At 33.7% G+C, this 20,809-nt stretch carries 26 protein-coding genes, 1 tRNA gene and 4 pseudogenes; 10 read left to right on the top strand and 21 right to left on the bottom strand.

Features of this window, described 5'->3' with window-relative positions; all coding sequences use genetic code 11:
- Position 1 precedes the first annotated feature (1 nt).
- Positions 2-2,293, bottom strand: coding sequence for a UvrD-helicase domain-containing protein (locus J2S17_RS02725; protein ID WP_307471675.1), 2,292 nt, complete (start codon positions 2,291-2,293; stop codon positions 2-4).
- Positions 2,294-2,439: 146 nt separating this feature from the next.
- Between J2S17_RS02725 and J2S17_RS02720 the strand changes: the two genes are divergently transcribed.
- Complete coding sequence (locus J2S17_RS02720) at positions 2,440-2,703, top strand: hypothetical protein (protein ID WP_307471673.1); 264 nt, start codon at positions 2,440-2,442, stop codon at positions 2,701-2,703.
- A 17-nt stretch (positions 2,704-2,720) separates the two neighbouring features.
- On the opposite strand, the gene J2S17_RS02715 is transcribed toward J2S17_RS02720, so the two are convergent.
- From J2S17_RS02715 to J2S17_RS02695, 5 genes are all read right to left on the bottom strand, one after another.
- A complete protein-coding gene (locus tag J2S17_RS02715; RefSeq protein WP_307471671.1) occupies positions 2,721-3,398 on the bottom strand; it encodes a YetF domain-containing protein in 678 nt (225 codons plus the stop codon).
- A 175-nt stretch (positions 3,399-3,573) separates the two neighbouring features.
- Positions 3,574-3,996, bottom strand: coding sequence for a GNAT family N-acetyltransferase (locus tag J2S17_RS02710; protein ID WP_307471669.1), 423 nt, complete (start codon positions 3,994-3,996; stop codon positions 3,574-3,576).
- A gap of 6 nt (positions 3,997-4,002) precedes the next feature.
- Positions 4,003-4,512 (bottom strand): YjcG family protein, encoded by a 510-nt coding sequence (locus tag J2S17_RS02705; RefSeq protein ID WP_307472208.1) that lies wholly within the window; start codon positions 4,510-4,512, stop codon positions 4,003-4,005.
- A 167-nt stretch (positions 4,513-4,679) separates the two neighbouring features.
- The gene (locus J2S17_RS02700; protein ID WP_307471667.1) at positions 4,680-5,402 is read right to left on the bottom strand and encodes an alpha/beta hydrolase; all 723 of its coding nucleotides are present in this window, start codon (positions 5,400-5,402) and stop codon (positions 4,680-4,682) included.
- Between the two features lie 747 nt (positions 5,403-6,149).
- Positions 6,150-6,371 (bottom strand): hypothetical protein, encoded by a 222-nt coding sequence (locus J2S17_RS02695; RefSeq protein ID WP_307471665.1) that lies wholly within the window; start codon positions 6,369-6,371, stop codon positions 6,150-6,152.
- 176 nt (positions 6,372-6,547) lie between these two features.
- On the opposite strand from J2S17_RS02695, the gene J2S17_RS02690 reads away from it, so the two are divergent.
- Positions 6,548-6,620: transfer RNA gene (locus J2S17_RS02690), tRNA-Val, on the top strand.
- A 100-nt stretch (positions 6,621-6,720) separates the two neighbouring features.
- On the opposite strand, the gene J2S17_RS02685 is transcribed toward J2S17_RS02690, so the two are convergent.
- The 5 genes and pseudogenes from J2S17_RS02685 to J2S17_RS02665 all read right to left on the bottom strand — a co-directional run bounded on the left by J2S17_RS02685 (position 6,721) and on the right by J2S17_RS02665 (position 9,614).
- A complete protein-coding gene (locus tag J2S17_RS02685; RefSeq protein WP_307471663.1) occupies positions 6,721-7,449 on the bottom strand; it encodes a site-specific integrase in 729 nt (242 codons plus the stop codon).
- 251 nt (positions 7,450-7,700) lie between these two features.
- Complete coding sequence (locus tag J2S17_RS02680) at positions 7,701-7,898, bottom strand: hypothetical protein (protein ID WP_307471662.1); 198 nt, start codon at positions 7,896-7,898, stop codon at positions 7,701-7,703.
- A 33-nt stretch (positions 7,899-7,931) separates the two neighbouring features.
- Positions 7,932-8,273: pseudogene (locus J2S17_RS02675) on the bottom strand (ImmA/IrrE family metallo-endopeptidase); the annotation flags it as partial.
- A gap of 473 nt (positions 8,274-8,746) precedes the next feature.
- On the bottom strand, positions 8,747-9,295 hold the full coding sequence (locus J2S17_RS02670; protein WP_307471660.1) for a DUF3231 family protein: 549 nt from the start codon (positions 9,293-9,295) through the stop codon (positions 8,747-8,749).
- Between the two features lie 133 nt (positions 9,296-9,428).
- Positions 9,429-9,614 (bottom strand): DUF4177 domain-containing protein, encoded by a 186-nt coding sequence (locus tag J2S17_RS02665; protein ID WP_307471658.1) that lies wholly within the window; start codon positions 9,612-9,614, stop codon positions 9,429-9,431.
- 106 nt (positions 9,615-9,720) lie between these two features.
- On the opposite strand from J2S17_RS02665, the pseudogene J2S17_RS02660 reads away from it, so the two are divergent.
- Together J2S17_RS02660 and J2S17_RS02655 are read left to right on the top strand one after the other, a co-directional pair.
- A pseudogene (locus tag J2S17_RS02660) lies at positions 9,721-10,484 on the top strand (DNA cytosine methyltransferase).
- A gap of 397 nt (positions 10,485-10,881) precedes the next feature.
- A complete protein-coding gene (locus J2S17_RS02655) occupies positions 10,882-11,067 on the top strand; it encodes a hypothetical protein (protein WP_307471656.1) in 186 nt (61 codons plus the stop codon).
- Positions 11,068-11,100: 33 nt separating this feature from the next.
- On the opposite strand, the gene J2S17_RS02650 is transcribed toward J2S17_RS02655, so the two are convergent.
- Complete coding sequence (locus J2S17_RS02650) at positions 11,101-11,271, bottom strand: hypothetical protein (RefSeq protein WP_307471654.1); 171 nt, start codon at positions 11,269-11,271, stop codon at positions 11,101-11,103.
- Positions 11,272-11,521: 250 nt separating this feature from the next.
- On the opposite strand from J2S17_RS02650, the gene J2S17_RS02645 reads away from it, so the two are divergent.
- Together J2S17_RS02645 and J2S17_RS02640 are read left to right on the top strand one after the other, a co-directional pair.
- The gene (locus J2S17_RS02645) at positions 11,522-11,791 is read left to right on the top strand and encodes a hypothetical protein (RefSeq protein ID WP_307471652.1); all 270 of its coding nucleotides are present in this window, start codon (positions 11,522-11,524) and stop codon (positions 11,789-11,791) included.
- Between the two features lie 394 nt (positions 11,792-12,185).
- Positions 12,186-12,704 carry a YomK family phage-derived protein gene (locus J2S17_RS02640; RefSeq protein ID WP_307471650.1) on the top strand — a complete coding sequence of 173 codons (519 nt, stop codon included), beginning with the start codon at positions 12,186-12,188 and terminating at the stop codon, positions 12,702-12,704.
- Between the two features lie 54 nt (positions 12,705-12,758).
- On the opposite strand, the gene J2S17_RS02635 is transcribed toward J2S17_RS02640, so the two are convergent.
- From J2S17_RS02635 to J2S17_RS02615, 5 genes and pseudogenes are all read right to left on the bottom strand, one after another.
- A protein-coding gene (locus J2S17_RS02635; protein ID WP_307471648.1) for an IS3 family transposase occupies positions 12,759-14,092 on the bottom strand; the annotation gives its coding sequence in 2 pieces (ribosomal slippage) (positions 12,759-13,720 and positions 13,720-14,092; 1,335 coding nt in all).
- 162 nt (positions 14,093-14,254) lie between these two features.
- Positions 14,255-14,794, bottom strand: coding sequence for an SMI1/KNR4 family protein (locus tag J2S17_RS02630; protein WP_307471646.1), 540 nt, complete (start codon positions 14,792-14,794; stop codon positions 14,255-14,257).
- A gap of 307 nt (positions 14,795-15,101) precedes the next feature.
- Complete coding sequence (locus J2S17_RS02625) at positions 15,102-15,428, bottom strand: anti-repressor SinI family protein (protein ID WP_307472206.1); 327 nt, start codon at positions 15,426-15,428, stop codon at positions 15,102-15,104.
- A 40-nt stretch (positions 15,429-15,468) separates the two neighbouring features.
- Positions 15,469-15,821: pseudogene (locus J2S17_RS02620) on the bottom strand (YhjD family protein).
- 2 nt (positions 15,822-15,823) lie between these two features.
- On the bottom strand, positions 15,824-16,153 hold the full coding sequence (locus J2S17_RS02615) for a YolD-like family protein (protein ID WP_307471644.1): 330 nt from the start codon (positions 16,151-16,153) through the stop codon (positions 15,824-15,826).
- 80 nt (positions 16,154-16,233) lie between these two features.
- Here J2S17_RS02615 and J2S17_RS02610 point away from each other — a divergent pair, with 80 nt between their 5' ends.
- The 4 genes from J2S17_RS02610 (at position 16,234) to J2S17_RS02595 (ending at position 18,616) form a co-directional block, all read left to right on the top strand.
- Positions 16,234-16,359: a hypothetical protein gene (locus tag J2S17_RS02610; RefSeq protein WP_307471642.1), complete on the top strand. Its 126-nt coding sequence runs from the start codon at positions 16,234-16,236 to the stop codon at positions 16,357-16,359.
- 284 nt (positions 16,360-16,643) lie between these two features.
- Positions 16,644-17,420 carry a hypothetical protein gene (locus J2S17_RS02605; RefSeq protein ID WP_307471640.1) on the top strand — a complete coding sequence of 259 codons (777 nt, stop codon included), beginning with the start codon at positions 16,644-16,646 and terminating at the stop codon, positions 17,418-17,420.
- Between the two features lie 16 nt (positions 17,421-17,436).
- Positions 17,437-18,051, top strand: a complete 615-nt coding sequence (locus J2S17_RS02600; protein WP_307471637.1) for a hypothetical protein — start codon at positions 17,437-17,439, stop codon at positions 18,049-18,051.
- Complete coding sequence (locus tag J2S17_RS02595) at positions 18,038-18,616, top strand: hypothetical protein (protein WP_307471636.1); 579 nt, start codon at positions 18,038-18,040, stop codon at positions 18,614-18,616. The genes J2S17_RS02600 and J2S17_RS02595 overlap by 14 nt, the downstream gene beginning before the upstream one ends.
- Before the next feature lie 813 nt (positions 18,617-19,429).
- On the opposite strand, the pseudogene J2S17_RS29025 reads toward J2S17_RS02595, so the two are convergent.
- From J2S17_RS29025 to J2S17_RS02575, 4 genes and pseudogenes are all read right to left on the bottom strand, one after another.
- Positions 19,430-19,714, bottom strand: a pseudogene (locus tag J2S17_RS29025) (tyrosine-type recombinase/integrase); the annotation flags it as partial.
- Positions 19,715-19,749: 35 nt separating this feature from the next.
- Positions 19,750-20,022 (bottom strand): hypothetical protein, encoded by a 273-nt coding sequence (locus tag J2S17_RS02585; RefSeq protein ID WP_307471634.1) that lies wholly within the window; start codon positions 20,020-20,022, stop codon positions 19,750-19,752.
- Complete coding sequence (locus J2S17_RS02580) at positions 20,019-20,267, bottom strand: Arm DNA-binding domain-containing protein (protein WP_307471633.1); 249 nt, start codon at positions 20,265-20,267, stop codon at positions 20,019-20,021. Before J2S17_RS02580 ends, J2S17_RS02585 begins: the two co-directional genes overlap by 4 nt.
- Positions 20,268-20,286: 19 nt before the next feature.
- The gene (locus tag J2S17_RS02575; RefSeq protein WP_307471631.1) at positions 20,287-20,472 is read right to left on the bottom strand and encodes a hypothetical protein; all 186 of its coding nucleotides are present in this window, start codon (positions 20,470-20,472) and stop codon (positions 20,287-20,289) included.
- Positions 20,473-20,809 lie beyond the last annotated feature (337 nt).

Genomic DNA, 20,809 nt, shown 5'->3' with positions numbered 1-20,809 from the left:
ATTATGACTTTATCAGAGTTGATAGGAATCGGGAAGCATAAGCTTTTTTACCCCGCCTTTTTTGCGGTGTTGACATAAATAGATAAGATTTTGCTCTTGTCATCGCGACATACATGAGCCTGCGTTCTTCTTCTAAGGCATCAAAATTGCCACTTCTATAATCTTCAAGCGCATGATCATGAGGGATGCTTCCATCCACTGCTCCAATAATATACACAGCCTTGTACTCAAGCCCTTTAGAGCGGTGAATGGTACTCAAGGTGATAGCATTTTGCTGCTTTTTACTTTGCTGTTTTATTTCTTTAGTCATCGCACGCATATGATCTACATGGCTTACGAAGTCGTGAATAGTTAAGAAATTTCTGGCAGCCACTTTTAAGTCCCTGATATCATCAGAACCTTTTTCCATTTTATTGCCTTCATTACCCCGCTTTTTAATAAAATCATTTAATCCTAAATCTTTTTCGACTTTTTCCATTGCGGCAAGAGGAGAGAGGCCCCTCAAAGATCGGATAAGGGGAACAGCTTTTTTTAATTTACTTTCTTGAAAGGCAAATCCTGTTTTTAAATGACTGAGGCACTCCAGCAGAGTCCGATCGTTCAAAATACTATCTGCCTTCATATCTTGTAAGACCGTATGCTTCATGAAAAAAGCAGGTAAGAGCTGCTTAAGTGCAGCTGGATCTTCCTCATTGATGGCAATTCTCAAAAAAGCAATCATCGTTTTAATGATGTAGCGATCATAAAATGACTCTGCATCTTGATCAAGCTTAAAAGGAAGGCTTGATTCTGCTAATCGTTCAAAAATTGCCCTGCTTCCTGTATGCGTTCTGAACAAAATAGCGAAATCATTAGGATTAAAGCCTTCTTTCAGCTTTTCTTGAAGATCAGTGACAATCATTGTAGCCTCTTCTTCTTCATCATAAGGATAAAAAATGATTGGGGCAGCGTCCGCTTTATACTGAGCAATCATCTTTTTATCCCGCCGTTTTTTATTATGGATGATCACTTTATTTGCAGCGGCCGTAATTTCATGTGCTGATCGATAATTTTGTTCCAGCTTAATTACAGTTGTTTGTGGGAACTCTGTTTCAAAATAGACTAAATAGGATGGATTGCTCCCACGAAAAGCATAAATAGACTGGTCATCATCACCGACTGCACAAATATTTTTTGTTTGGGCGGATAACAGCTTCATCAGTTCAAATTGAACTTTATTAATATCTTGAAATTCATCAATTAAGAAATGAGTAAACCGTTTTTGGTAGTTTTCTAGAATTTCAGGGTACTTTAGAAAGGCTTCGTAACATCCAAGCAACATATCATCAAAATCAAACATTCCTAATTTATCTTTTTCTTTTTCATATTCTTTAAAAAGAATTTGCACTTTCTCTTCCCATGGATTCTCGGCTTTAACTTCATGAGGAGTGAGCAATGCGTTTTTCCAAAAGCTAATTTGCTGTAAAGCGAGGTCATAGGCGAATTCCTTTTCATCAAGGTTCATTTCTTTACCTGCTGCTTTTACAATTTGCTCTCTTTGCCAGCCTTTACTAAGCAAGCGAGACTGTGCCCATTTTTCCGGAAAATGAAAATGAAGTATACGAAAAAAGATACTATGGAATGTGCCAGATACAATTCGTTGAATCGTTGTTTGTGACAGGCCTGGATATTGTAAAAGACGTTCCTTCATTTCTGCAGCTGCCTTGGCGGTAAACGTTACAAGCATGATTGCAGCTGGATTGATTTTTTCTTCAATAATCATAAAAGCAGTCCTAGCTGTTAAAACACGTGTTTTACCACTGCCTGCGCCTGCAAGTACAAGAAGAGGACCGCTTGTATTTATCACTGCTGTTGCCTGCATCTGATCAAGTTGAACTCCATTATCAGAGAGTTCTTGTAAATAAGGTGATTCATGGTCGTGCTGATGGTGTGGATGTGGAATATAGGTAGGGAGACTGGTCAGTTGCTTCGCCTTTTTAAAAGACGTTTTAGGACGCTCCTGTACCGCAGAAATACTTTTTGACTGTGGTAAACTAAACCCATTTTTTTCAATTGCAGCTGCTTCTTCCCGGACAATTGGTACATCTATCTCAGCTACCTTACACACCTTGTTAGATAGTTTTTCGTGATAGAAAAAGGGCTCATTGCTTATCCCTAAATAAAGCCTTACATTCTCACCACACTCAGGACAATGCAACTTTCCTTGTTTACCATGTTCATAAATAGCTTGAAATTCTTCTCGTATTAATGTGTCTAATTTAATGATTCTTTCATTTTTTCTCGCAGTTTTCATTCATAAGCCTCTTTTGAATCAATTTATGTATATAACAAATATGATAACAAACATTGCAGTCATTCTAAAGAAAAAAACATGTTTTAATCTTCTGTGAAAAGGAAACATATAATATATATAGAATTAATAATGAGAGGAGGAGAGCGATGTTTTATAATGGACCTGTTACGCATATTCAGTATCAACATTACGCTGAAAGAAGTATTGGCAACAAATATGATCCATTCTCATTGTCACCAATAAACAGAATTACAGTAAATCCCCAGAAGCTTGATCAGCAGCATGGCACCAGCCAAAAGTATCATAAAACTCCAATCCATGTTCAACAAGAAGAAAAGTTACATAAAACTGACGAGGCCATTTATAAGGAGATTGTCGGTAAGGGATATTTTTTTGAAGCATATGTTTAAAGGGGAAAGGAGAAGGACTAGTACGTTTGTACATGTAGTCCTTCTCCTTTTTTCCAGTCTGCATATAATACATCTTCTTTGTTTGATATCCCTTTTTTCTCAAGCTCTGAGAATAAATAAGGCTCATCCCATCCAATTGATCTTAGATTATCAATTAATATCTCACCATCTAAAATCAAATTAACAGGAAGAATAATCTTCGGATATTTAAGCTGCAAATCCTCAATAGTCGGAATGGCATGCGGTGCTTTTTTTAATGCACTAATGGTTCCATTTGTCTCTAAAAGGGCATATTCACATTCGCGAATAGAGAAGATACCTTTTACTCTAAGTAATTCCTGTAGCTGATTAAGATCCATATGGTTCTTCTTTAGTTCATTATAATTAATTTTGCCTTTCTTAATTACGTAGGAAGGCTCACCTTCAAGAAACCTTCTTGTTTTCCTGAACTTTTGCGTGATTGTCTCTGTGGTATAGATGAGTATGGTCCATAGCGCTACAGAAAACAGCATTTGTCCCATTCCGGTATTTTCATCATAAAGGGCATTTCCCACTAGTTCGCCCAAAACGATAGCAGAAATAAAATCAAATGGAGTGATCTGGGATATTTGCGATTTCCCAAGCAATTTGGTCATAAGAAAAAGGGCAGCGAAACCGACAATTAGAACGAGTGCGATATGGAAGTATTCATTCATTTTAATTCACTCACTTCTCAGCATAGTTGATGTAATTCTTAATTATTATGTGCAATGTAGCGAGAAAATATTGATAAAAGCTTGGATAAGTTTTGGAATAGAAGGGAGTTCAAATAATTGAAGGCAAGGGATAGAAAACATAAAAAAACGGTTCATAATGAACCGCCCTTTTTGTTTAAATATTTTTTTTCATGGTGCGATGGGGTATGCCTGCATCAAGAAATTCTTCAGAAATGACGTCATAACCAATCTTTTCGTAAAAAGGAATGGCATGTGTTTGTGCATGAAGCTTTAATGTGTCCAATCCCTGTTCTTTAGCATAGCTTTCAATAGATTGCATAATAGCTTTTCCGGATCCGCCTTTTCGAGCATCTTTTGAAACGCAGATTCGCTCTACCTTGCCATACCCGTCTACTATGCGGAATCTTCCTGCTCCACCAGGCTTATCGTCTTGATATAAGACAAAATGGGCCGCTTCATTTTCATATTCATCAATTTCTTCTTCTTCAGGCACATTTTGTTCTGAAACAAAAACTTCTTTTCGTACCGTAAGTGCATCATTGAATTCTTTTTCTGTTTCAACTCGTTTGACAAACATGATTACTTAATCCTTTCCAAGGCGGAATGTCTCGTATACACTCCAAGATCCGTTTTCTAGTTGATAAAGTAGATGGAACCGGTCAACTGTTTCTTCATGCCCTACATCTGACATTCTTAAGGATCCGTATACATCAGAATGTTCATCATTAGAAAGTTTTTGTCCGATGGTAATATGCGGAACAAATGCATATTCAGGTTTTTCACCAATGATTTTTTCATTTATTTCCTGATGAAGTTGATTCAACCCATCAGTTGGCTCGATTTTCAAGTAAATAACATTGTTTACAGGCTGAAAAGAACTTACCTTTTTAATGCTCATATCAAAATCCTTGTGGTTTTTAGCAATACTTGATAATGTATCAGAAGCTTCCCTAATTTGTCCTGCAGATGCTTCAAATGTTTTCAAAGTAACATGTGGAGGAATTAAGGCATAATGAGGGTCATATCTTTTTCGATATGAGTTGGCTAAGTCTTGTACTTTTTTAGACGGAAAAATAACGATTCCGTATTTCATAGTCATAAAATAAACCTCCATTAAAAGATGTGGTAAAAATCTTATTTCACTATTATAACAAATTTTCTAAAATCATCATATATAAAAGGTTTGCAATAATAGATAAGACATTTTTTGAATTCTAAACAAGCACCTCTAAATAAGAGGCGCTTATTCATGAATCATTATTATAGCATTTGTTTTAAGGCTCTTTTCAGATCAGGCTGCCAATGTGTCCAAGTGTGGTCACCATCAAATTCATCATAGAAATAAGTGAAACCGCGTTTCTTCATTAACTCAGAGAGCTCTCTATTAGGTGTAAGGAAATCTTTTTCTTTGCCATCAGTTGTTTTCACTGCCGTTTCTTCTTTTCCAATAACATGATATATATTCAATAAGTGAGTAGTATTAAATGCTTCTACTTCTGACATTACCTTCTCATTTACAAGTGGTGATTGCAATATAACAGTTCCAAATGTATGCGGGTATTGCAACGCTGTTAAAAGGGATACAGTTGCTCCTAATGAATCTCCGATTAAAGCGCGGCCCATTCCCATTTGATAGGAAGGATATTTTTCATCTAAGTATGGAGCTAGCTCATGTGCGAGGAAGCGTATGTATGCTTCGTGCTGCTCGCCATCAGGATGGTATTTTCTGCGGCGATCTTCTACATTTTTGTATGGTATGCCGATAATAATCGTGTTTTCAATATCTCTTGATTGCAGCAATTCATCAGATGTACGGCCGATTCTGCCAAGCTGGAAGTAATCTTTGCCATCCTGAGCAATCAAAATATTGTATTTATATAATGGGGAATAGTTCCCGGGTAAGTATACGAGAATTTCTAGGTCCTCGCCTAGCGCTTTACTTGAAAAAGTAAAGTCTGTAATTGTCCCTTTTGGTATATCCATGGATGAAGACTCCTTTACGAATAAAATATTGCTTTACGGTTGTATATATTATCATAGAACATGTAAAACTTCACTAATGTTGTTTCAACTTCTACAAAGATTTTAAGCTCCCTTATTAAAATTTTGATAATGAATATGAAAACAAAACCGCCTTCTTCTATTTTGTCAATATTTACTGATTTTATGATGATAATGCTAATAATAATTAGGGAAGTAGATGGTAGCCTTAGGGTTTATTTTACAGGTTAAGAACTAAAATAAAAAAGGTAGAATAATAAGGGAAGTTAGGTTCAGAATTAAAAGGGAGTTTATATCGATTTTGCCGTATTTGTCACTATTCTTTTGAGGTTTACTGTTTTGACTGTTCACTTATTGTTTAAATTCCGGCTCAGAATGGAATTTTTAGCACGGGGTGGTACTGGTTGCCTTCAAGGCAGCGGGTTTGTCTGTAGAGATCCAATACAAAGAACATTAGATATAATTATTTCTACATTACAAAGCAGTAGATGGACATTGGACAGTATATAATCTTGTATAGGAATAGGAAGATGGCTTGTTCTAAAAGATTTTAGAATTGTTAGTAAGTTGATACATTTTATCCTAAAAAAATTCAGATACTGGCAGTTTAAATTATATTGAAAAAGAACAAGATCAAACAAAACATTGTTTAACAATGAAGCGGTCCTTCTTCTAAGTATGTTGCTTTTTGTGAAAGGCAGTATTATTAGACTGAAATGAACATAATAATTAACTAATTCGTTTACGATGGTTTTCATTGGGTGAAAATGACAGGATTTGATTGATATGAAAAATTCTCATCTGTTTCCGTGTTAAACAATACGCAAGCATACTGCTTCCTTTTATTTCTATTACTAATATTTTTCTTTGACTAAATACATTGCGTTTTGAAAGATAAATAATTTCTAGAGGTTTCCTTTCATTCATTGCCTTATACAAAATCGATTTCATTCTCACTCACTTCCTTATTATTGATTAATTACATTATATGCGAACTTATGTTCTGTTTTCAAGTTTTTTGGAATATTTATTATTTCAAAGAGGTGGATTTAATAAATAAAATTGACAATATAATAAAATGATAGTATATTTTATATTGTCCTCATGTGAGAGACAGCATACATATCGATTCCGTAGCTCAGCTGGGAGAGCGCTACCTTGACAGGGTAGAGGTCGCTGGTTCGAACCCAGTCGGAATCATACTGAAGCCCTTGATATATCAAGGGTTTTTCTTATGTCTAAATTTCTAAGTGTAAGAGAAAAATCAATTTGTCGTCATTTTGTCGTCAAATTAGGGGTATTAGGATTTTCTTATGAAAAGTGTATCTAATTTGTTAGCTGCTTCATGATCAGCTTTTCTTAATGCATGACCATATGTATTCATTGTAACTTTAATATCAGAGTGACCTAATCGCTCTGATATTATTTTTGCGTGTACACCTTGATTAATTAATAGAGTAGCAGAGGTGTGTCGTAAATCATGAAGACGAATAAATCTCACATCAACTCTTTTCGTAAATCTACTCCACCAGGTAGTTGGAGTAGTAGGATAGAAGTGTGAACCATCTTCTTTGCAAAATAACCACTCGTGTTCGCTTGCACTCCACATGTCACTAGATTTCAATTTTTCTTTTTTCCAATGTAATTTATAATTCTTCAATTCCTCTACTACAGAGCTGGGTACTGAAACAAGACGTTTTGACTTTCTTGATTTGGGAGTCTTAATTACTGAACCACTTTTTCCGCGAACAATTACTTGGGCTATATCTAAAGTTCCTTTATCTAAATCTACATGTTTCCATTCAAGTCCTAAACATTCACTTCTTCTTAAACACGCAGCAAGACTAAGCATTAGGTCTATTCTCCAATGAAACGGCTCATTTATTGCTGTTTCAAATAATGCTGCAACCTCTTCTTCATCATATACACTCGATTCTTCCACATCAACAATTTTTGGTTTAGGAACACCAGTGACAGGTGTTGTTTTTAATACTTTCCACTCTACAGCACGATTAAAGACAGATTTCAATACCTTGTATATATCCTCTTTTGTTGAAGATTTAAGAGGGAGGCTATCAACTCTTTTGGCATTATCTAATAAATCTATAAGATGTATGGTTTTTATTTTTTTTTAGGTGCCTGACTTATAATCATTTCCACATCTGGAGCATAAATGATGAATTGTTCAATAACGCTAGGGTCCTGAATCTCATAAACTAGCCTTTTCTTCAATGCTTTAAGATTAATACCTAATCTGTTAGGAAAGTCCTTATTAAGTACTCAATCAGATAGGAGTATATGAAAGTTGATTAAAGATTCATCTACTTCGTCATATTCAATTGATTTAATCGGAGGCATTAATTCAAAATAGAAAACACTCTTGTCCCAATTAATTTCACCCTTATATAATTTCAGTACATAATAAAAAGGTGTTAACTCCCCATCTACATATTGATAATCCAAATATTGCTTAGGCACGTTGCTTCATCCTTTCTTTCTTGGCTTTCATTTCTAATGCCCTTTTAAGAATCTCATTGGTTTCATCCGATTAGGGGGCAGCCTTGGGGTACCGAGCTCCATATATCTTCTATGTTCTTCGTCTGATTTGGCTTGTAATAGCTTGTCCCTAAATAGAATCAGTCGTTTCTTTGCGAAATTTTCTGTCATATTAAAAGTTTCTGCTACAAACTTCGCCCCGTTCACAATGTCTAGACAGTTAGAAACGTTGTACTCAATCAACATAAATGTCGGAACACAGAAATGATACATAAAGTTGTTGGCCTGAAACTCTTGAAGGTTTCTAAAATATTCCCTCAGTTTGAGTTGCTTCCCAACATGACGAATTACATGTCCGAGCTCATGAGCTGATGGTCAAGTGGAGGAGGTCTTTATGAAATTAGTTAGCTGTAGCAAATGTTTTAATATCTTTCTACCAAAGCAAACAGTAGTCGTTGAGAAAAAGCGTGTTTGTGGGGAGTGTTGCAGTAAGGAGAAAGAGCAAGAATTTAAGGTCAGTTAATCAACTGGATTTGTATTTAGTTCACTAAAATTACTTAAGGTTCTTAAGTAAATCTATGATCCTATGAAGCATGGCAATTATTATAGAAAAAAATATAATGACGATCAATGGAATAGTAATCATTCCTTCGTCCTCTAAGTTCATAGTAAGAAAAAAGAAAAAAGTTATTGACCCAAACATGTAAAGTAATGCAAGAGATATATATTTAGACATAATTCTGCCTCCTTTATTTACAGTATATACCATGAGGAGGAGTTAGAGAACATAAGAATTATTCAGTTTCAAAACATAAAAAATACCAGAAAACTTAGTTTCCTGGTAATCCGGGTGGAACATAATTAGGAGGGGTTTTTAACCACCCTCTTTGTTTCATTAAGTTTTTAAATGGTACTGCATATTGCATAAGGCTAACTTGAACTTTAAAAATCAATAATCCAACATCGGTTCGAATTGTTTGTGATAAAGCAACCCCACAATAAGATATAGAAGAGGCAATCTTTACGGATATTAAATTTGCAATTTCGTCATCATTTAATTTAACACCTTCAGGTACAGCAGCTGGCTCAGAAAAAGGTTTTTTAGTACTAACCTTCGGTAATGGGACTCCTTCTTTTAGTAGGAAATCCTCAATGTTCTTTGTATCATCTTTACTTCCTTGAAGTGCTTTTTGTAACATATCTATTAACTCTGAATCAGTTGTAGTATTTAATGCTACTTGATAAAGAGAATAAGCTTCATGAAAAGCAGTGCATAAAGTCCATAAACTCATAACTTCTCCGACATGTAAATGAGTATTAGGGTCGTCATCAATGAAATTTTTCAACATTGTAGTTACAGTTGCGATTGTATTTTTCACTTTTGCACCTCCAGATTTTTTATTAGCTTGACCAATCCTTTATTAATTATTCAATAGTCCGTTATTGGGGTTGGGTATAGAAATTTGAAGAAACACAATGAATTATTATGTTTCATAAAAAAAACCCGAAATATTATTGATTTCGGAGTCTTTCAAAAACTAAATCGATATGTAAAGTGTGTCCTTTTTGAGCAATGCTCGGCTCATAGATTTGTACTAATCTCCAGCCAGCATCTGAATATTGGTGAATTACTTTTTGATAATCAGATTTATCACTATTTATTGATAGATCTATACCTATGAATTCATATTCGTACATTTTATTCCTCCTTTAAATGTGTTAACTAATTTACGGAATAAATGTACAAAAGATTCAATAAAAAACAAGAATTAGAAAGTAAGTTTCCTAGATTGGAAGTGAGCCAATGAAAAGCATCGAGTTATTTGCAGGTATTGGAGGAATTGCACTTGCTGCGGAATGGGCTGGGATTGAAACAGTTGCTTTCTGTGAGCGAGAGCCGTTTTGTCAGAGAGTATTAAATAAACATTGGCCTTCAGTACCAATTTTTGATGATGTATGCACCTTAAATAAGCAAACTTTAGAAGAAAGGGGAATTGATGTTGGAGCAATTGACATTATTTCAGGAGGATACCCTTGCCAACCTTTCAGTTCTCCCGGGAACCGAAAAGGCGAAGAAGATGACCGCCACCTCTGGCCGGAAGTTAAGCGACTACTGCAAGAAATCAGGCCCAATTGGTTTGTTGGTGAAAATGTTGCCGGGCACATCACATTGGGACTCGACACAGTACTTTATGACCTGGAGAGCATCGGTTACACCTGGCAATCGTTGTTATACCGGCTGCATCTGTCGGAGCCAATCACGAAAGATACAGGGTATTTATTGTTGCCCACGCCAACAGCAAGTCAGAATTACAAACCAATAAGAAAGTTAGCTCCATCGGAGAGAAACGGATCGCACGGAAAAACACTACCTGGAGGGATTGGAGAGAAGTACCCGGAGCACATTGGTTATCACATCAACCCTCAGTACGTAGAGTGGATGATGGGCTTTCCTTCGGATTGGACAAAAGTAGAATAATTGCTCTAGGTAACGCGGTCGTACCTCAGCAAATTTATCCGATTCTTCAATACATCAAAGAAATCAATGAAATGGAAACACAAAAGTAAAGGAATTTCCTAAATAAAAAGAGCCCATGTCGAGGCTCTTTCTAAAGGAGGATAGATTTGAATAGGATTTATATACTTTATGATATATATCCATAAGTGCTTGGACAAATTTACAAAAAGAAGAGCCCATGCCAAGGCTCTCTTAGAGGATTTATACATTAGCTGAATGCAATCTATATTTCTTACGAAATTCCTTATTAAATTGCTTGGACAGATTACCTATTTTTAAAAATAGAAAAGAGCCCTTTCAGGCTCCAATCACTTTTAGGGTGTTGATTCAAGAAGTGAAATCAAGTGAGTGAAAGAATAAACTCCTTGCCCAAAAGTTGTATTATATACAAAAAAAGTTAAACGAAATAAGCAGTATGTTGAATAAAAAAATGAAGAAGGTGAAAGTATGTATCCATTTTATGTGAAAGAGAAAAGAAAATTTTCTTTCTCATATAAGCCGAGTAAAGGCGTTGTTAAAGATGATGATACAGGCAAGTGGTATGAAATTACTAAAGTACCAGAAGGACGAAATAGAAAGGTGTATGGAAAGGAAACAGTCAATTTAGATAATGCTGATTGGCGACCAATGTAATGCAGTTAATTAACAAAATGATAGTCGAGTTGATTATTTATTTTTCGATTTAGTTAAATAGCCTAGAAGATTACCTAGTAATACACCTATAAGAATTGCACCAAAAGAATACCAGTCAACATTATTACCAGAAAAAACGCAATAGATTAATAATCCGGTTATTGCACCTAGAATAGAGAAAGAAAAATGTTTTATAGACTGCATATGTAACACCACCATGAAAAATTTAACAATAATAATATTAATATATAATGGATTTTTTGTAAACAAAAGGTAGGAGGAGTTAATTTGGAATGGAGTAAAGAGACCGAGCTTTTTATTATATTCATTTATTATGTAATACCTGTTGTGATACTTGGACTGGTTTTTATTGGAGTTATTTTACTGTTGAGGAATTTAATAAGGATTAGAAATAAGAAAAAAAATCAACGAAATAGAAAGTAAGAGGATTGATTTGAAGGATAGATTAAGTGGATATTTGGATCAAATAGAAAAGAGTACCTTTAATTATTTGGTAAATGATGATGAAACAGAAGTGAAAATAGTGACTGACTGTAAGAAAGCTATTCTCAATGTCTTTGATTACATGCAGCAGGAAAATGAGAGTTATAAAGAAGCTTTGAAGTTTTATGCCGATAAAGAGGACTATTGGGGACATGGAGAGGCTTCAATTTTACATGATGAAGGAGAAATTGCAAGGAATGCTTTAGTAAACAAAAGATAGAGAAAGTTAAGGATTTATCAAGTAAATGGAATGTTCTTCTTAAATAAGGCTGTCAAATATAGTAAAATAGTCTTATGTTATTGGGAAGTATGGTGAGCTCGGTGAGGTTGACTAAATTTATCAAATATGCAAAAGAAGTAACAGATGTTCCATATGTTCATTTCGAAACGAAATTGAAAAAACATAAATTTCTTGCTAAAATTAAAGGCAGGACAGGGGAGGTAGTAATAAGCTGCTTCCTCTATTTTTGTGCGGTGCTGACCGGTTTTTTAAAAGGAAACAGGTTAGACTTTTACCTTGTTTTTCAGTATTGATAACGGATACTAAAAACATCATTGGATAAGATTGTAAACTTATTAAAATCTTCCGATATAAAACTCGGGAGTGATGTAAGTTGTTTGGGATTGGTTTAAAAAAGAGGATAAAGTTGTTGGAAAATCGTTTAAATATTATTTTGTCAGATAACGAAGACAATACATGTTTTGAGAAAAGAATAGAAAAAATAATATTAATTGGTGATGACGAAGAAATACTAGAATTAATTGATCAATTTAGCGAATTAAATCATTTTTCTCTTACTTCTTATTATAATTTACATAAACATCTAGATAAGCTGGATGAGTATGTTCTTGTAGGAGGTATTGCTAGGTTAAGAGGATTAGAGGAGGAGCTGGATAGTTCTATTCATCTTACTCCAGCGGCCACAGTATTAGTAATTTTTATAACTGCATATGTTGCTTTATCACAAAGCACTAATTCTATAGGAATGGCTTTTCTTGCATTATTCGCATCTTGCTGCTTTATAGCTATAGTATTTAAGTGGTCAAACAAGAATAGAAAAGGAAGGAAAAGGATAGTCTATTTTCGACACTTACTTGAATATCAACTGAGTAACAAAATAACAAAAAAATAATTATTAAGTACTCTTTGAACTATGCCCCATTCTTCGGACAATATAAAAAAGTGCCTAAACAGCTAATAGGTGGTCCCGGTATTGTACCGGGGCCATTTTCTTTAGTCCCCATTGGTAACGACACACATTGTATTCTTCTATAACTCGATCAACTTCTTCCCTCACATCCGTTAAATTAGTACATGTTTTATATTCTGCTAAATCCTTAAAGTGGCAAAAAAAACTTTCCATCGGCGCATTATCCCAACAGTTTCCCTTCCGGGACATGGATTGGGTTAGCCCAAGTTCCATCACTTTGTTTTGAAAAAGCGGATGGGTGTAATGGAATCCTTGATCAGAATGCAGGATTGCACTCGGATGGAACTCGTAATTCACAGCCTGCCTTAGCTTGTTTAAAGTTTCATAAACGATATTCATATCTAATGACGTTGATAAATGATACGTAACTATTTCTTTTGTAGCCGCATCTTTTACGCATGACAAATACGTTTTTTGACCCTTTCCATAATAAAGATAGGTAATGTCAGTAAGCAGAATTTTCCCTGGCTCCTTCTGTTTGAATTCACGATTAAGAAGGTTTGGACAAGTAAGGTGCTCCTTAGTTGCCTTAGCCACCTTTCGATACGGATTGGCCCTTCTGATTTTTGCGAAGAGACTATATTTTGCCATCAACCGTCTGATTTTCTTATGATTCATGACGGCCGAATAATCATTTTCCATAATCATTTTGATTTGGAGGGCGCCTACTTTTTCCTTTTTACTGAGGAAAATCGTTTTAATTAATTCTATATCCAAATCATCCTGTTCCTCGCGTAGCTCACGGATTGGAGATGCCTTTAACCAATCGTAGTAGCCACTTCGACTTACACCAGCCAATTTGCATAGATAGGAAACAGCCTTCTTTAACTGGTATGTCCTGATCGTTTTTTCAATCAGATAGAACTTCTCAGCTGCCGATAGAATTATTTCTTTTTCACCGCCCGCCTTTCTAACTCTTCCAGCTTTTTTAGGAAGTCATTTTCTGCTTCAAGGAATTGGATTCTCGCTTCAGCTTTCCTAAGTTGATCCTCTACAGTTTGTGGCTTGGAAGAAAGGCGTCCTGTACTTCCTTTTCCACGGCGTTCCGTAAGGAAACCATCTTCACCAAACTTTTCGAATGTATCACGCCAGCGCTGTAGACAACGCTTAGGTTGTTCCTTACCAATTATTTCGAGATTAAATCCATGTTCTATGAAAATTTGAGAGGGGGATTTCCCCTTTTTATATGCCTTAATAGCTTTAGTTTTAAATTCAGGATTATAGGAAATAGAACGCTCTGAAGCATTTATAATATTGGGATTCTTTTCAAGTTCTTTAATCTGAAATTCAGTATATATATTCTTACTCATAAAAACCCTCCATCCATTCTCATTACATCTATTGAAACATAAAAAACCCCGGATAAGGGACACTTTTTTATGTGTGTCCGTTATCCGGGGTATAGTTCAGATTTGAGAGGGGCTTTTTTAAAGGATAAATCTTATTTTTATTATTGCAACAGTAATCTTACTCTATTTATCCGAGTTGTTTTCTAACTGTTTTAGAAAATCTGGGTCAACCCATACTTTTTTTACTTTATATCCTACTTCTTCTGATTCCTTAATGTTATCACTCTCAATAGAATCTAAAAATTCTTTAAATGTTTCTCCAATAAAATACAAATCATTAATAGATATTTTTCTTTCTTCGTATTTAAGTTCTTCTTCATGATCCCAAAAGTAAACAATTCCATATTTACCTTCGGATAGGTTTAAACATACCAAATTCCCACCTACATCTCTTCCAATTGGAATACAAGTATTGGGTATTCTATTTTTATATGTTTCAAATTGGTTTATTAAGTCATCATCAGACCCTAATCCAAACATAGATGTCAAAATAAACTTTTGCTTTCCATTTTTATAATAAGTACTAATGCTATTTTTTACATAGCCACCATTATGGTGTCGCAAAAATTCAATGAAATCATTTGGTAACCTATAACCAATTTTTTTAGAAAAAGCAATTAATTCATTTTCATTGAATCCTTTATTTGAAACTATATTAATCATAAAACACCTCCGTTATTTTTCTACGGGCTAAGACCTTTTTTAATCATGTAGAAGATGGAAAGACAATGATGCTGGTTCCAATGATGAAATCTATATTAAAAACTATTGAAGTGCCAACAGGAGTGATTAATAGTTAAGTTTAAATAGACAGGGGATTTGTCTAATACCAGTATAACCCATTCGTTTTTACCTGAGTATACGATTAATAATTAGCCCCAATTAAAAAAACCCTTCATTCGAGGGGCTTTTTAACGCATACAATTCTTGCAATAAGTCCAAGGATTTTTAAGGTGTTCTTTTAAAGATTCTAAATTCGTGGAACAGATTTTTCATATGGATAAGTTCTTTTACCTTCATCTTTAGCCACTTTTAAAGAGTAGCAATTTGCACGGTGAATCTTATTCATTTGTTTAGCTGAATCAGTATTCCTGAAATGATTAAATACAAATCCGTTACTGTTTTGCTCACACCATTCTTTATAACCATGCTCATTTTTATTAAAAGTCGTACACAAAGCAATCATCTCTGTATTTTGATGAATTTTCCCCTTAAAGAATTCTCTGATATCAGTAATTGATATCCCGATTTTTTTAGCCTCAATCACCAACTCAACCCACTCATTATCAAGCTTTATGACCCATCACGCTCCTTTTAATTAAAATTCTGCGTATGGGTCAAAAGTCCTTCTTGTTTAAATAAAAATTTAACAATTCCTCGCATTTATTTCTAAGCCGTGGATTGAAATAATTATGCTGTTCCTCGAAGCCTTTATAGAAGAAAGAGTACATTGTAAACGTCTCATCTCTCGAAACTTGATTTAACTTCATATTACTCTTTCTCATTTTCTCCTTCACTTCTTTTAAATCCTTGCTTTAATTGTTTCTTCCATAAGATTGAGGTAAGGCTGGGAGAGCTTAAACGGCGCCTTTTCTATAATCAGTCTGTCTTTCTCAAGTATGATAATTACCATAGGTAAGTACATGGCCTGTTCTAATATGTCTCGATCAGTTTCAGGTATCCTAGTCATAATTAAACCCTTTCGACAGATGTAATATCTTTGATAAAAATATAATTTTTCTCTTCGTTAACCACAAATCTAATCTGCATTTTAACCATATCGACAGTGTCAACTACCCTTGTTGAGTGTTTAAAAAATCCATTTTTCCAAGTAGTTATTTTTATAGGAAGGGTGTAATGGAGAGACTCCATGACAATTATTTGGATTTCCTCCAGCTCTTGTTCGTCCAGATGAGGCTTTGCTTGTTTATTTGAATTAGTTTGAATATCACTAAGTAGTTTGACATGCTCTGGCATAAAAAACGCACCCTGCCATTTCATTTTTCCTCTGTCACGGATCATAATTCCATCTCCTTTATCAAATGAAATCGAACAAAAGTTCTTGTGAAATTATAGAAAAGAACCGGAGAGGGGAAAGCAACATGGGAGTGAAAACGTCAAAGAAGACTAAACCTCAGCGTCCAGCGAGAGATGAATTTGAAATGGAGGAGTTAGGTAATGCTGTAGTTGAAGCTCATCGAGAGAAAAGTGAAGTGAATATAAAGTGAAGTGAATATAACACTATGGCAACGAGAACCGATACAAGGGAAGATTGTTAAATTGGATGGACAAACTCAACTGATACATATTGAAAGTGGATACGAAAGAATAAAAGTGAAATTTATAGATATATTGGCTATTCAAAGTGCTACTTAGTAAAAAGGGTGCTTTTTAATTCAATCGTTTCACTAAAGGGGAAACTCTAACCGCTTTTTTAATATTCTTATTCTTGATAAATATCCCTTCATCTATATATTGTGTTAATATTTAAATAAAAAGGGAGTATTTTACTATGTCTTCATTTACAATTTATAAACTTAGTACAGCTGAGCAATTAGATTTATTTTATACTACTGACGGGAAGTTAAATTTGGAAGAAGTAAGTAGAGCAATGAATGAAAATGTTGCTACTATTGGAAAAGACGGAAAAATCAGCGGAGAAGGCTTTATAAACCCCACAATAACCAATAGGTCTGGAATATCAGTATTAGAAGCGTTTGGAACAGATCTTGTGAATCTTGGTAATTACTTTGATACAACTTTTCATGAAGACAATGTTACAATCACTGAATCTCAATATACCTTTTATTCTAAAAGCCGTATTTTAATTACTGAAAATAGTGATTTAATATTAAAGTTTGATAATAGTACCGAGGAGAAGGTTAAAGGTAAAGTAAAAGCTTTAGTAGAAGGTCTTGGATTTGAAACTATACTTTTTAAACTTGATGATTCTTTATTAAGAAGAATACAAAATAATAATGATTTCACTTGGTCTGCAGCAAAATTAGATAGAGTAGACAAGGATGGGGACAAAACAACCAAAGTATCATACGAAATTGACTTAGCAGATGATGTTCATCCTTCAGAAGTAGATGAGGCATATAGACAGTATGGAAAGATGTCCCATCTTAAGTTTGAAGCCCCATATGAATCAGCAGGATCCACTACCAATATCACTGTAAGTTTATATAATAATGGCCATAGAGTTTTTTTTGAGGAACAAGAATTAGGAATTTCAAATGTACATGATTTTATTGTATACTTAATGAACAAACTAAACGAAGTCTAATAAAGGAGGGCTGACCATGAACTTCATATTATTTGAAATTGATAATCCTAAAAAGCTTAAATCGTTGTCAAAAAGTAAAATTAGCTTTTTTAAGAAAGATGAAGATATCTCACTTTTTCATTTTAATAAAATGGATGATGGGTTATTTCATGTGGTTTTTAATATTAGTGATGAATACATGGTCAGCACTAAAAAATTAGGAAGTCAACATCATTTTTCTTACTCTTCCTTGACTAACTTTTTCTTTGATGCTAATAGTCAAACAGCGCTTATTGAATACATTAATAAAGAATATTTAGATGAGGTAACAAAAGAGATTGAAAAAAGAACTAAATCATTAATCCGAAAAAAAAATATAACTAATGAACAATTCTTAATAATACAGCACGAATTTTCTGGGAAAATAAAAAAAATAGAATTTACTAATAGTGAAGAAGAATATTTTGAATTAGAAAATGTAAGCAATAATTTCATTAAAGATAATTTAAATGATATTACTATCGATAAAATTGTTATCTTACATGAAAACCAGTATTTAAGTGTAAGTAATGATGGGAAAGTATCGGTTGATAATAGTGATCAAGAATATGTAATCGATTTCGTAAAGAGGTTCATAAATGAGATTACTTAATATTATATTTGGAATTTCATTATTAGTTATTGGTACTTTACTGGGAGATGGTTATAAGAACAGCCTATATTTATTTTGGCTTATTAGTCTGGCGTTTTTAGTATTACTTGGAGAATTTTTACTTCATAAACTTCAAGACTCTAACGCTGAAAATGAAGCGTTGAAGGGTAAAGTTACAACTTTATCTATATTAAAAGGAAATGGGAATAATCCTATTCAAATATCAGTTTTTCCCAAAAATAAGATATTAAAGGGACAGGAAACTCAGATAGATGTATATGCTACTTGTTCAATACCCTTATCCATTACACCAGATATTAAGCTTTTTACAGATTCCGAATGGGATGTACTCGTATCAAATCAAAAAGTATCTGGAGAAAAGTATGCTGGGAAGTTTGAATACGTTTTATCTAACTCCATTACCAATAATACTAATAATTGCTATTTTAAATATTCTTTTTTTATTAAAATTAACAATACAGGTGACCAAAAATATACAATTGAATTGAAAGATGAAACGTATAAAGGTTCAATTGTAAATAATTTTAAAGTGAACAGAAATTAGATTCTGTTTTTTTTTTATTAAAATTATTATATAAGTCATATAAATGCACGGTTCAACTTCATGTTAAACAGAAAGGCTTGGGGAATGATTCAAAATGCAGGATTGGGTTTGTATTAATTTAAGTTTCACCATTGATTTTGAATGTACTTAAGCAGGTTGGGAATGCGATTTAAAACCTGATAAATGCAAAAAAATAACTTTTGGCAACAATTCGGCCACAGGCATATTTTTAACAAGCATTTTGGATAAGACAAAAACAAAAGAAGCCCTGATAAATCAAGGCTTCTTGGTATGGAGAATAGGGGGCTCGAACCCCTGACCTCATCGCTGCCAGACTATAGGTCGTTGGTATAATACGATAATGGTTAATGTAAATTAAAAAGGGACTATATATCTTCTGAACAAGATTGAATAAATTATTCCGACCCCAAATGGCTTCCCAGAAAGGAAAAAAGATCAATTTATAGGATGAAATCAATAATTGTCGTCATTTTGTCGTCAAAAGTCGTCATTCTGTTTCAAATACAAACCCAAAATATCCTACAAGTGGTTTATAATAGCTTGGTATATCAATCTAATTATTACTTTAACAATCTATATCTTAATAAGGATGTTACATTGACAGGGTAGAGGTCAATGTAACATCCTGTTCGGAGTCATCAAATCAAACACTTGATACATAAGGGTTTGTATGAAAAAAGACCATTTCCTAAGAGATGGTCTTTTCTTATTAGTAACGAAAAAGTAACGGTTGAAAAAAAGTAACGAAAGGTAACACTGAAAATTATCCAAAAAGCTTATCCAATTTTTTTCTGCTTCTTCTTGCATTGTAGGTAAAAGGTGAGAATATGTTGAAAGGGTAATTTTTATGTCGTTATGTCCTAATCGTTCACTAATGATTTTTATATGCACATCGTTAGACAATAGTAAGGTGGCATGTGTGTGTCTAAGATCGTGAAATCTAATCTTAGGTACTTTTGCTTTTTCAATAAATCTTAGCAAAGTTCTTCTAACATTGGATGGGTTTAATGGAGTGCCAATTGAGGTGCAATTAACTAAATCATTATCAATATAGTGTCGCCCTTGTATTTCTTTTTCGTGCTCAATTTTCTTTTTTTACTCATTCAGTTCAGTTAGTAACGTTCTTGTTTATCAGCTTTCGGTAAAGTATCACCTTTAGCAACATTTCTTACAATAAGATTGTGAGAGACAGCGTAATCCAATGAACTACCTATTATATTATACGCACGCTTAATTGTAGCAGGGGAGTAGCTTTGCTCATGCATTTTATTGATAAAATTTTCTACATGTCTTAATTTCATGTTTTCTAAAAGGATTCCATCATCAAAGTATTTTAGGATGAACTTATCGAGATATATCTGATAATTTTCTGCTGCACGTTTCAAACTTTTCTTTTTATGTTTTTAAACCAATCCTCAATAAAGGGTTTAAAAGTTGTTTTTTTAGAGTCGTTAAATATTCCGTTCTTAAGCCTCAACTGTGCTTCAATTAGATAATTGTTTGCTTCTTTTTTCGTTTTAAATCCCATTTTTTTCTTCTGTCTTCTTTTTCCACTTTCCCCAACTTCTATCATGACCATATTTTTTTTTTCACCATTTGGTGTTTCATATTTGTGTATAGACCCTGACATAGCAATTACCTACCTTTATTTAATCTTCATTTCTTTCTTTATTTTTAATACCGCTATCATCGATTCCAAACTCAGTAAAGTAGCTTTCGAATTCATTTTGGATATTTTTATTAATAAGTTCTTTCAATTCATTATTATTTTGAATATAATCTTTGATTGTTGTTAAAATAATTCCATTTTCAAAAATGTAAAAATTATCAATCATTAGCATTCTTTCGTTATCTGCAATACTGATTAATTCATTTTTAACTTTAGTTTTTATATGAAAATCAACCTCAGTATATCGACCGAATTCAACTGTAAACTCTTCCCCACTTTGACAACGTATCGTTTTTGAACTTCTTCATGATCGGATGAGCTTATTCCTTCTTCACCAAGATAATTAGAAAGGTCTTCATTTAGAGGAATATCCAAAGCTTGTACTATTTTTTGGACTGATTGTTTAGAGGTTACTCTTTTTCCGAATTTTCCAATCAAGATTACGAAGATACATTGCTAAGAAGGTTGATAAGCCAGTAAGTAAGCCTAGTAACAGTTCCAAT

The organism is Cytobacillus purgationiresistens, assembly GCF_030813235.1.
GTDB lineage: Bacteria > Bacillota > Bacilli > Bacillales > Cytobacillaceae > Cytobacillus > Cytobacillus purgationiresistens.
This window is presented reverse-complemented; position numbering and strand designations above follow the sequence as displayed.

Excerpts from the sequence above, each read along its gene's own strand:
- J2S17_RS02725 (WP_307471675.1), bottom strand. The coding sequence starts at position 2,293 with ATGAAAACTGCGAGAAAAAATGAAAGAATCATTAAATTAGACACATTA.
- J2S17_RS02720 (WP_307471673.1), top strand. The coding sequence starts at position 2,440 with ATGTTTTATAATGGACCTGTTACGCATATTCAGTATCAACATTACGCT.
- J2S17_RS02715 (WP_307471671.1), bottom strand. The coding sequence starts at position 3,398 with ATGAATGAATACTTCCATATCGCACTCGTTCTAATTGTCGGTTTCGCT.
- J2S17_RS02710 (WP_307471669.1), bottom strand. The coding sequence starts at position 3,996 with ATGTTTGTCAAACGAGTTGAAACAGAAAAAGAATTCAATGATGCACTT.
- J2S17_RS02705 (WP_307472208.1), bottom strand. The coding sequence starts at position 4,512 with ATGAAATACGGAATCGTTATTTTTCCGTCTAAAAAAGTACAAGACTTA.
- J2S17_RS02700 (WP_307471667.1), bottom strand. The coding sequence starts at position 5,402 with ATGGATATACCAAAAGGGACAATTACAGACTTTACTTTTTCAAGTAAA.
- J2S17_RS02695 (WP_307471665.1), bottom strand. The coding sequence starts at position 6,371 with ATGAAATCGATTTTGTATAAGGCAATGAATGAAAGGAAACCTCTAGAA.
- J2S17_RS02665 (WP_307471658.1), bottom strand. The coding sequence starts at position 9,614 with ATGTACGAATATGAATTCATAGGTATAGATCTATCAATAAATAGTGAT.
- J2S17_RS02655 (WP_307471656.1), top strand. The coding sequence starts at position 10,882 with ATGTATCCATTTTATGTGAAAGAGAAAAGAAAATTTTCTTTCTCATAT.
- J2S17_RS02650 (WP_307471654.1), bottom strand. The coding sequence starts at position 11,271 with ATGCAGTCTATAAAACATTTTTCTTTCTCTATTCTAGGTGCAATAACC.
- J2S17_RS02630 (WP_307471646.1), bottom strand. The coding sequence starts at position 14,794 with ATGATTAATATAGTTTCAAATAAAGGATTCAATGAAAATGAATTAATT.
- J2S17_RS02615 (WP_307471644.1), bottom strand. The coding sequence starts at position 16,153 with ATGATCCGTGACAGAGGAAAAATGAAATGGCAGGGTGCGTTTTTTATG.
- J2S17_RS02610 (WP_307471642.1), top strand. The coding sequence starts at position 16,234 with ATGGGAGTGAAAACGTCAAAGAAGACTAAACCTCAGCGTCCAGCGAGA.
- J2S17_RS02605 (WP_307471640.1), top strand. The coding sequence starts at position 16,644 with ATGTCTTCATTTACAATTTATAAACTTAGTACAGCTGAGCAATTAGAT.
- J2S17_RS02600 (WP_307471637.1), top strand. The coding sequence starts at position 17,437 with ATGAACTTCATATTATTTGAAATTGATAATCCTAAAAAGCTTAAATCG.
- J2S17_RS02595 (WP_307471636.1), top strand. The coding sequence starts at position 18,038 with ATGAGATTACTTAATATTATATTTGGAATTTCATTATTAGTTATTGGT.
- J2S17_RS02580 (WP_307471633.1), bottom strand. The coding sequence starts at position 20,267 with ATGTCAGGGTCTATACACAAATATGAAACACCAAATGGTGAAAAAAAA.
- J2S17_RS02575 (WP_307471631.1), bottom strand. The coding sequence starts at position 20,472 with ATGATTGATAATTTTTACATTTTTGAAAATGGAATTATTTTAACAACA.